Origin of the sequence: Thermococcus sp. (assembly GCF_027066465.1) — an archaeon.
Lineage (GTDB): Archaea > Methanobacteriota_B > Thermococci > Thermococcales > Thermococcaceae > Thermococcus.
Genome location: NZ_JAMONU010000191.1, coordinates 1 through 5736, shown reverse-complemented (window position 1 = coordinate 5736; position 5736 = coordinate 1). Strand labels below are relative to the sequence as shown.

The 5736-nt window shown below is 55.3% G+C and carries 6 protein-coding genes and 1 tRNA gene; 3 read left to right on the top strand and 4 right to left on the bottom strand.

The annotated features are described in order from the left end of the window. Window positions 1-210: 210 nt before the first annotated feature. The 3 genes from MVK46_RS09465 to MVK46_RS09455 form a co-directional block, all read right to left on the bottom strand. Window positions 211-630 (bottom strand): hypothetical protein, encoded by a 420-nt coding sequence (locus MVK46_RS09465; protein WP_297536429.1) that lies wholly within the window; start codon window positions 628-630, stop codon window positions 211-213. Then, window positions 627-1340, bottom strand: coding sequence for an ATPase domain-containing protein (locus MVK46_RS09460; protein ID WP_297536428.1), 714 nt, complete (start codon window positions 1338-1340; stop codon window positions 627-629). The genes MVK46_RS09465 and MVK46_RS09460 overlap by 4 nt, the downstream gene beginning before the upstream one ends. 65 nt (window positions 1341-1405) lie before the next feature. Then, window positions 1406-2461 (bottom strand): glycosyltransferase family 2 protein, encoded by a 1056-nt coding sequence (locus tag MVK46_RS09455; RefSeq protein WP_297536427.1) that lies wholly within the window; start codon window positions 2459-2461, stop codon window positions 1406-1408. 67 nt (window positions 2462-2528) lie between these two features. Here MVK46_RS09455 and MVK46_RS09450 point away from each other — a divergent pair. Further along, window positions 2529-2606: transfer RNA gene (locus tag MVK46_RS09450), tRNA-Pro, on the top strand. Window positions 2607-2611: 5 nt separating this feature from the next. On the opposite strand, the gene MVK46_RS09445 is transcribed toward MVK46_RS09450, so the two are convergent. After that, the gene (locus tag MVK46_RS09445) at window positions 2612-3565 is read right to left on the bottom strand and encodes an NAD-dependent epimerase/dehydratase family protein (protein ID WP_297536426.1); all 954 of its coding nucleotides are present in this window, start codon (window positions 3563-3565) and stop codon (window positions 2612-2614) included. A gap of 92 nt (window positions 3566-3657) precedes the next feature. Here MVK46_RS09445 and MVK46_RS09440 point away from each other — a divergent pair, with 92 nt between their 5' ends. Further along, complete coding sequence (locus MVK46_RS09440; protein WP_297536425.1) at window positions 3658-4659, top strand: NDP-sugar synthase; 1002 nt, start codon at window positions 3658-3660, stop codon at window positions 4657-4659. Window positions 4660-4697: 38 nt separating this feature from the next. Continuing rightward, window positions 4698-5736, top strand: a 1039-nt coding sequence (locus MVK46_RS09435) for an STT3 domain-containing protein (RefSeq protein WP_367182648.1), incomplete at its 3' end; no start/stop codon positions are given.

The following is a 5736-nucleotide window of genomic DNA, read 5'->3' as shown; positions in this document are numbered from 1 at the left end:
AAGTCGAGCGGAGGAGTTTGTTCTCAACGCCGAGCCCGTCGAGCCTCTCCTTAATCATCTCGACGCTCTCAACGAGTTCCCTCGAGCCCTGAATCCTGTGGAACTCCGCTATCTCGGAAATCTCCTTCAGAACGCGCTCCGGGCTGAGCCGGACGTCGGGCAACTTCATAAAGACCACCGTATTAACGTGGAGAAATAGACTATAAAAGGCTAATCCTCAAGGCGGAGCATCTTCGGCGGCTCGAGGTGCCTGAGGGAGTCGAGAAACTCCGGCGGGAGCACGAGCTTGACCCTGCCGAGGAACTCGAGGTAGTCCCTCTCGATTTTCAGGGGGGCTTTCTCAGCTTCTCGCTCCCCGCTTTTTCCGTAGGTGGAGGCCTTTGTCTTCTCCTCTCCCCCGGACTCCTTGGCAAGTCCTTCGTAGAGCATCTCCTCCCGGGCTTTCCTTCCCTCCTCTTTTCCCCGGCGGTAGGCTTCCTTAACGAGTTCGTAGATGCCCAGCTCCTCAGCCTTCCGGTACAGCTCCTCCCTCTTTTTCCTGACCCATTCCGCCCACTCACTGTGTCCCCTCAGGCCGATGAAATAGCCGAAGCGGTATGCCTCCTCCAGGAGGGCTTTTCTGCTCCTCATATCGGGGCCTCCGGGTAGACAACGATTCCCTCCGTTGTGAAGCGCATCCTCTTAAGGTTGCTGTCGTGCGGGACGCCGCGCATCTTGAGTATCTGCAAAGCTCGAACCATCTGGTAGTTTCTCATGAAGTGGTGGAGCACTATGACGCCGTCGGCCAGGTAGTACTCGTCGGTGTACTTCTCGGAGCTGAGCATTTCCGAAAGGAGCAACGTCGTCGCCCCAATCGAGCGGAGGAGTCTTATAAAGAGACCGAGCGCTTTCTTTTTTCCAGATGGGTTGCTGACAAAGGACTCAAAGAGGCTGAAGGAGTCTATGACGACCCTCTTGGCGTTCTCCCTCTTGATTAGCTCGACGAGAAGGGTGAAAAGCTCGTCCCACGTAAGCTCCCTTCCCGCGTTCAGCAGAATCTCGCCGAGGTCGTAGAAGGCTATTTTACCCGACTGGAAGTGCTCGAGGATTCCGAAGTTGTACCTCAGCATGTCCTTGATTAGAACGTCCTGGGGTTCGAACAGGGACACAAAGAGGCCCTTTTCGTCGTTTCTGGCCCCTTCAACGAGGAACTGAACTCCAAAGGTTGTCTTGCCGCTACCGGGTGGGCCCGTTACGAGGTACACCCGGCCCTCGAGGAAGCCTCCCCCTATGAGCTTGTCGAGTCCCTGAACGCCGGTCGAGACCCTGTCGAGTCCCTTGAGAAGCTCGCCCACGTACATTCTCCAAACACCTCTAAAATCTATTGCAGAAAAACCAATATTAAAAGTTAATGGTTGGAAGCTCTCTAACCCCATGTCACGTGCCTGTTGAAGGCGAAGCGGACTATGAACGAGGCGCCGATTCCGATGAGGTTGGCTATGAGGTAGTGCAGGCCGAGCCACACGAGGGGAACGTATATCGCCCACTGAACGAGGGCGCCTGTAAGGGCGGCCATGTGGAAGCTCACCAGCCTCTTCCAGAGGGGCTTCCTCTTCAGGTCTCTGAACGTCCAGAGGTCGTTCCACAGGAAGTTGTTGAGTATCGCCAGCTCGGTAGCCGGAACGTTGGCGACGTACTTGCTGAGGCCGAGGTGAACAAAGAGCCAGAGGAAGCCCTCATTGACGAGGATTCCCGAGAGGCCCACGAGCGAGAACTTTATCAGCCTGTCCAGCTCGCCCTCCCAGCGCATGAGCCGATAGAGGTGCCTCAGGTAGTTGAGCATCGTCTTCCCGCTCAGCTTGCTCTCTCCCGCTTTTCTCAGGCCGAAGACGAAGGGAACCTCGACAACCTTCCGGTAGTTGCCCTTGATTAGAATCTCCATGAGGATTTTGAAGCCAACTGGGTTCAGCTCGACGCCCTCGACAACCTCACGCCTTAAGGCGAAGAAACCGCTCACTGGGTCCTTTATGTCCCTTATTTTCGGAAGGGCGAGGCGGCCGAGCATTATCGCGGCCCTTGAGATCAGCTTTCTATACCAGTACCAGTTCTTAACACCGCCGCCGGGAACGTATCTGCTGGCTATCGCTATATCAGCCCCTTCCTCTATCGCCTTCAGAAGCTCGGGGATTACCTCGGGGGGGTGCTGCAAATCCGCGTCCATCACGACAAAAACGTCGCCGGTTGCCTCCTTAAACCCCCTGATTACAGCGGAGGATAGGCCCTTTTCGTCGGTTCTCCTGATTACCTTAACGGGATACTCCTTCGAGAGTTCTTCGGCAAGCTTCCACGTTTCGTCCGGTGAATCGTCGTCAACGATGATTATCTCGTAGTCGTAGCCCTTCAAAGCCTGAGAGATTCTCTCGAAAAGCTCTGGGAGGTTCTCGCGCTCGTTGTACGTTGGGACGATGACGCTGACCTTCACTCCACACACCCCGCCGTAGTAGTCCGTAAACTTTATAAGCCCTGCGAAGTCCCTTAAGAGCGGGTATGGGGCCGTGGGGTAGCTTGGCCTATCCTTCCGGCTTCGGGAGCCGGAGACCCGAGTTCAAATCTCGGCGGCCCCACCAGTTCTCTATTCGAGTCCTAGAAGCTCCCTGACGGTTTTTCTCACGGCTTCGTAGCTGTTCAGCCTCGGCCTCCAGCCGGTTTTCTTGGCCTTCTCTATGCTGAGGCGCATGAACTTGACGTCCCCCTTCCAGCCGCGGCCGCCGTCAACGCCGCCGGTAAAGACGAACTCTGGGTTCAAACCCATCTCCTCGCTGACGATTTCGGCTATCTCCCTCACCGTTATCCAGTCGTCGTTGCCTAGGTTGTAGTAGTCGACGATGTCGCTTCCCTTTCTGAAGTGCTCGAATACATGAAGCATGCCCTCAACGGTGTCGCTAACATGGAGGTAGCTCTTCCTCTGGGTTCCGTCGCCGAGTATCTCGAGCCTCTCGGGGGTTCTCCTCAGCTTGTTTATGAAGTCGTATATGACGCCGTGGTTGGAGCGCTTGCCGATTATGTTGGCGAGCCTGAAAACCAGCGCCCTGAAGTCAAAGGTGTGGGCGTAGCCGCTTATCATGGCCTCGGCGGCGAGCTTTGCCCCTCCGTAAACGCTTATGGGCTTCAGGGGGCCGTAGTCTTCTGGAGTTGGGATGACACTTACCTCACCGTAAACGGTTGAAGAGCTCGTGAAAACGAGGTATTCAACGTCGGAACCCTTCAGGGCCTCAAGGAGGTTGTATGTTATCAGAACGTTCGTCTCGTAGAGGAGCTCGGGACTCTGGGAGCCGATTCTGACTTCCGGATTCGCGGCAAGGTGGAACACAACGTCAACCCCTTCAACGGCCTCTCTAACGACGTTGAGGTTTCGCATGTCCCCCTCTATGAACTCAAAGCGCTCGCTTCCCAGCCATTGCCTGAGGTTCTCCAGGCTTCCAGCGCTGAGGTCGTCGAGAACCCTGACGTCGTGTCCGAGCTCCATGAGCCTATCAACTAGGTGAGAGCCTATGAACCCTGCACCACCAGTAACCAGAATCCTCATGACTTCTCCCCGCAGAAGCTTCTTTAATGACTATTATTAACCTTTGGGAAAATCTTTTGTATTGGTTTGATAGCCATGTTTCAGGTGGGAGCATGAAAGTCCTTATTATGGCGGGTGGCTACGCGACCAGGCTCTGGCCCATAACGAAGGGGAGGCCGAAGGCTCTGCTGCCGCTGGGAAATAAGAGAATAATAGACTACATCCTCGAAAAGGCCCTCAAGTTGAAGCTACCAGTGTACATATCAACAAACAAGCTCTTTGAGGGTCATTTCCTGCCGGTTGCGAAGGAGTACAGTGTGGAGCTTATAGTCGAGAACACCCTCCGTGAGGAGGAGAAGCTCGGCACGATAGGAGCCATGAGAGAAGCCGTGGAGCAACTCGGGCTTGACGAGTACCTCGTCATAGCCGGGGACAACGTGTTTTCGTTCTCACTCGTCGAGTTTCTCGAAAGGTTCCGCTCGCACGGAAGGACGCAGATAGCCGTGTACGACGTCGGCGACAGAAGGCTCGCGTCGAGGTACGGGGTCGTCACTTTGGAAGGGGACAGGGTCGTGGAGTTCAGGGAGAAGCCAGCGGAGCCGTCTTCGACCCTCGTCAGCACGGGGGTGTACGCCTTTCCCAGGAGGGTCATCAAAATGCTCGGGGAATACCTGACCACAGGAAACAGGGACTCCCCCGGCTACTTCGTCCAGTGGCTTCTTGCCAAGGGTGAGGAGATTAGAGCGTTTCCGTTCTCTGACTACTGGTACGACATAGGCTCAGCCGACAGCTATCTTGAAGCTTTGAGAACCCTCCTCAGGGAGAGCCACGTTGAGGCATCCGAGCTGAGCCCCTATTCGAAGGTCATACCCCCAGTCGTCATCAAGAGGGGAGCCAAGATTCTCGGGCGCTCAATAATCGGCCCCTTCGCCTACATCGGGGAGAACTGCGTCATAGAGAACTCCGACGTGAGCGACTCAATAGTGTTCCGCGACACCGTAATACGGGACTCCACGATATGGCGGTCAATAATAGACGAGAAGTGCGAAATCAGAAACCTCGAGCTGAGGAAAAGTTTGGTCGGCGGACACGCAAAAATCCAGAGGGGAGAATGATGAAGGTAAACCCTGCCAAACTTTCAAGGTTTCAGGAAATGCTTCTTACCCCAAAGTACGCCCTCTTATTGCTCGTTTTCATAGCGTCAGCGTTCAGACTCCTCCCAATGAGGTTCAGATACCTCCTCGGCTACGACCCCTACTTCCACCTCGCCTACATCCGCTACGCTTTGAGTCACGGCTGGGTGAACTTCTTCCCCTACGCCCTCGGCCCATGGGGCATTCTGATGAAAGGCATCCACCCCTTGGGACTGTGGATGACGCCGGCGGTCGTTTACAAACTATTGAGGCCCTTCGGGGTTTCCCTCTTCAACGCGTTCCGCGTGACCCCCGTAATCTTCGGTGTCCTAACCGTAATCTTCGTTTACTTCGCCGTCCTCAAACTCTACGGAAAAAAGGAGGCGTTTCTATCTGCACTTTTAATGGCAGTGGCCTTCGGCCACATCTTCCGTTCGATGGCCGGCTACTACAGGGGAGACAACTACATGCTCTTCTGGTACGGTGCGGCGTTTCTTTCGATGGCAGCTGGTCTGAAGGCCTTTGAGAACGCCAGCTGGAAAGGCAGGAGAGCAGTCCTCACCGCAACACTCCTGCTCCTTCCAGGCATCTTTGCGGGCCTGTCATCGGCCTTCTGGAGCGCTTACTACCCAATATTCGTCTTCATTTGGGCGAACGCGCTGACACTCTCACTGGGGGCCTTTATCCTCGGAAAAAAGAACGTCCTCATCTCGGCCCTCCTCTTGACCCTTTCCCTCGTCATTGGGGTTTTTATAGCGAACTCCATAGGGGCGGTGCTCGGCTACGGGATGGCCGGATACAATCACGGACTGGCCAGAACGCTCGCCCGTGAGCTCGGCCTGAGCCTGACGTTCATAAGGGACGCGTTCTTAATGGGCTTTCTAACGTACATGGTTCCGGTGGCGCTCGGAATCATAGGCGTCTTCTGGGTCTCCTCGAGGTCTGGGATGAGGACAAAGCTCATGGTACTTGGGGCAATTGCGCTGGCCGTTCTGGTTCTCGCGCTCCACTACAGGGACGTCATTGAGAGCATTTTGAGAATGTTTTCGAGCTTTCCGA

Coding starts and splice junctions, on each gene's coding strand:
- MVK46_RS09465 (WP_297536429.1), bottom strand. CDS start 630: ATGAGGAGCAGAAAAGCCCTCCTGGAGGAGGCATACCGCTTCGGCTAT.
- MVK46_RS09460 (WP_297536428.1), bottom strand. CDS start 1,340: ATGTACGTGGGCGAGCTTCTCAAGGGACTCGACAGGGTCTCGACCGGC.
- MVK46_RS09445 (WP_297536426.1), bottom strand. CDS start 3,565: ATGAGGATTCTGGTTACTGGTGGTGCAGGGTTCATAGGCTCTCACCTA.
- MVK46_RS09440 (WP_297536425.1), top strand. CDS start 3,658: ATGAAAGTCCTTATTATGGCGGGTGGCTACGCGACCAGGCTCTGGCCC.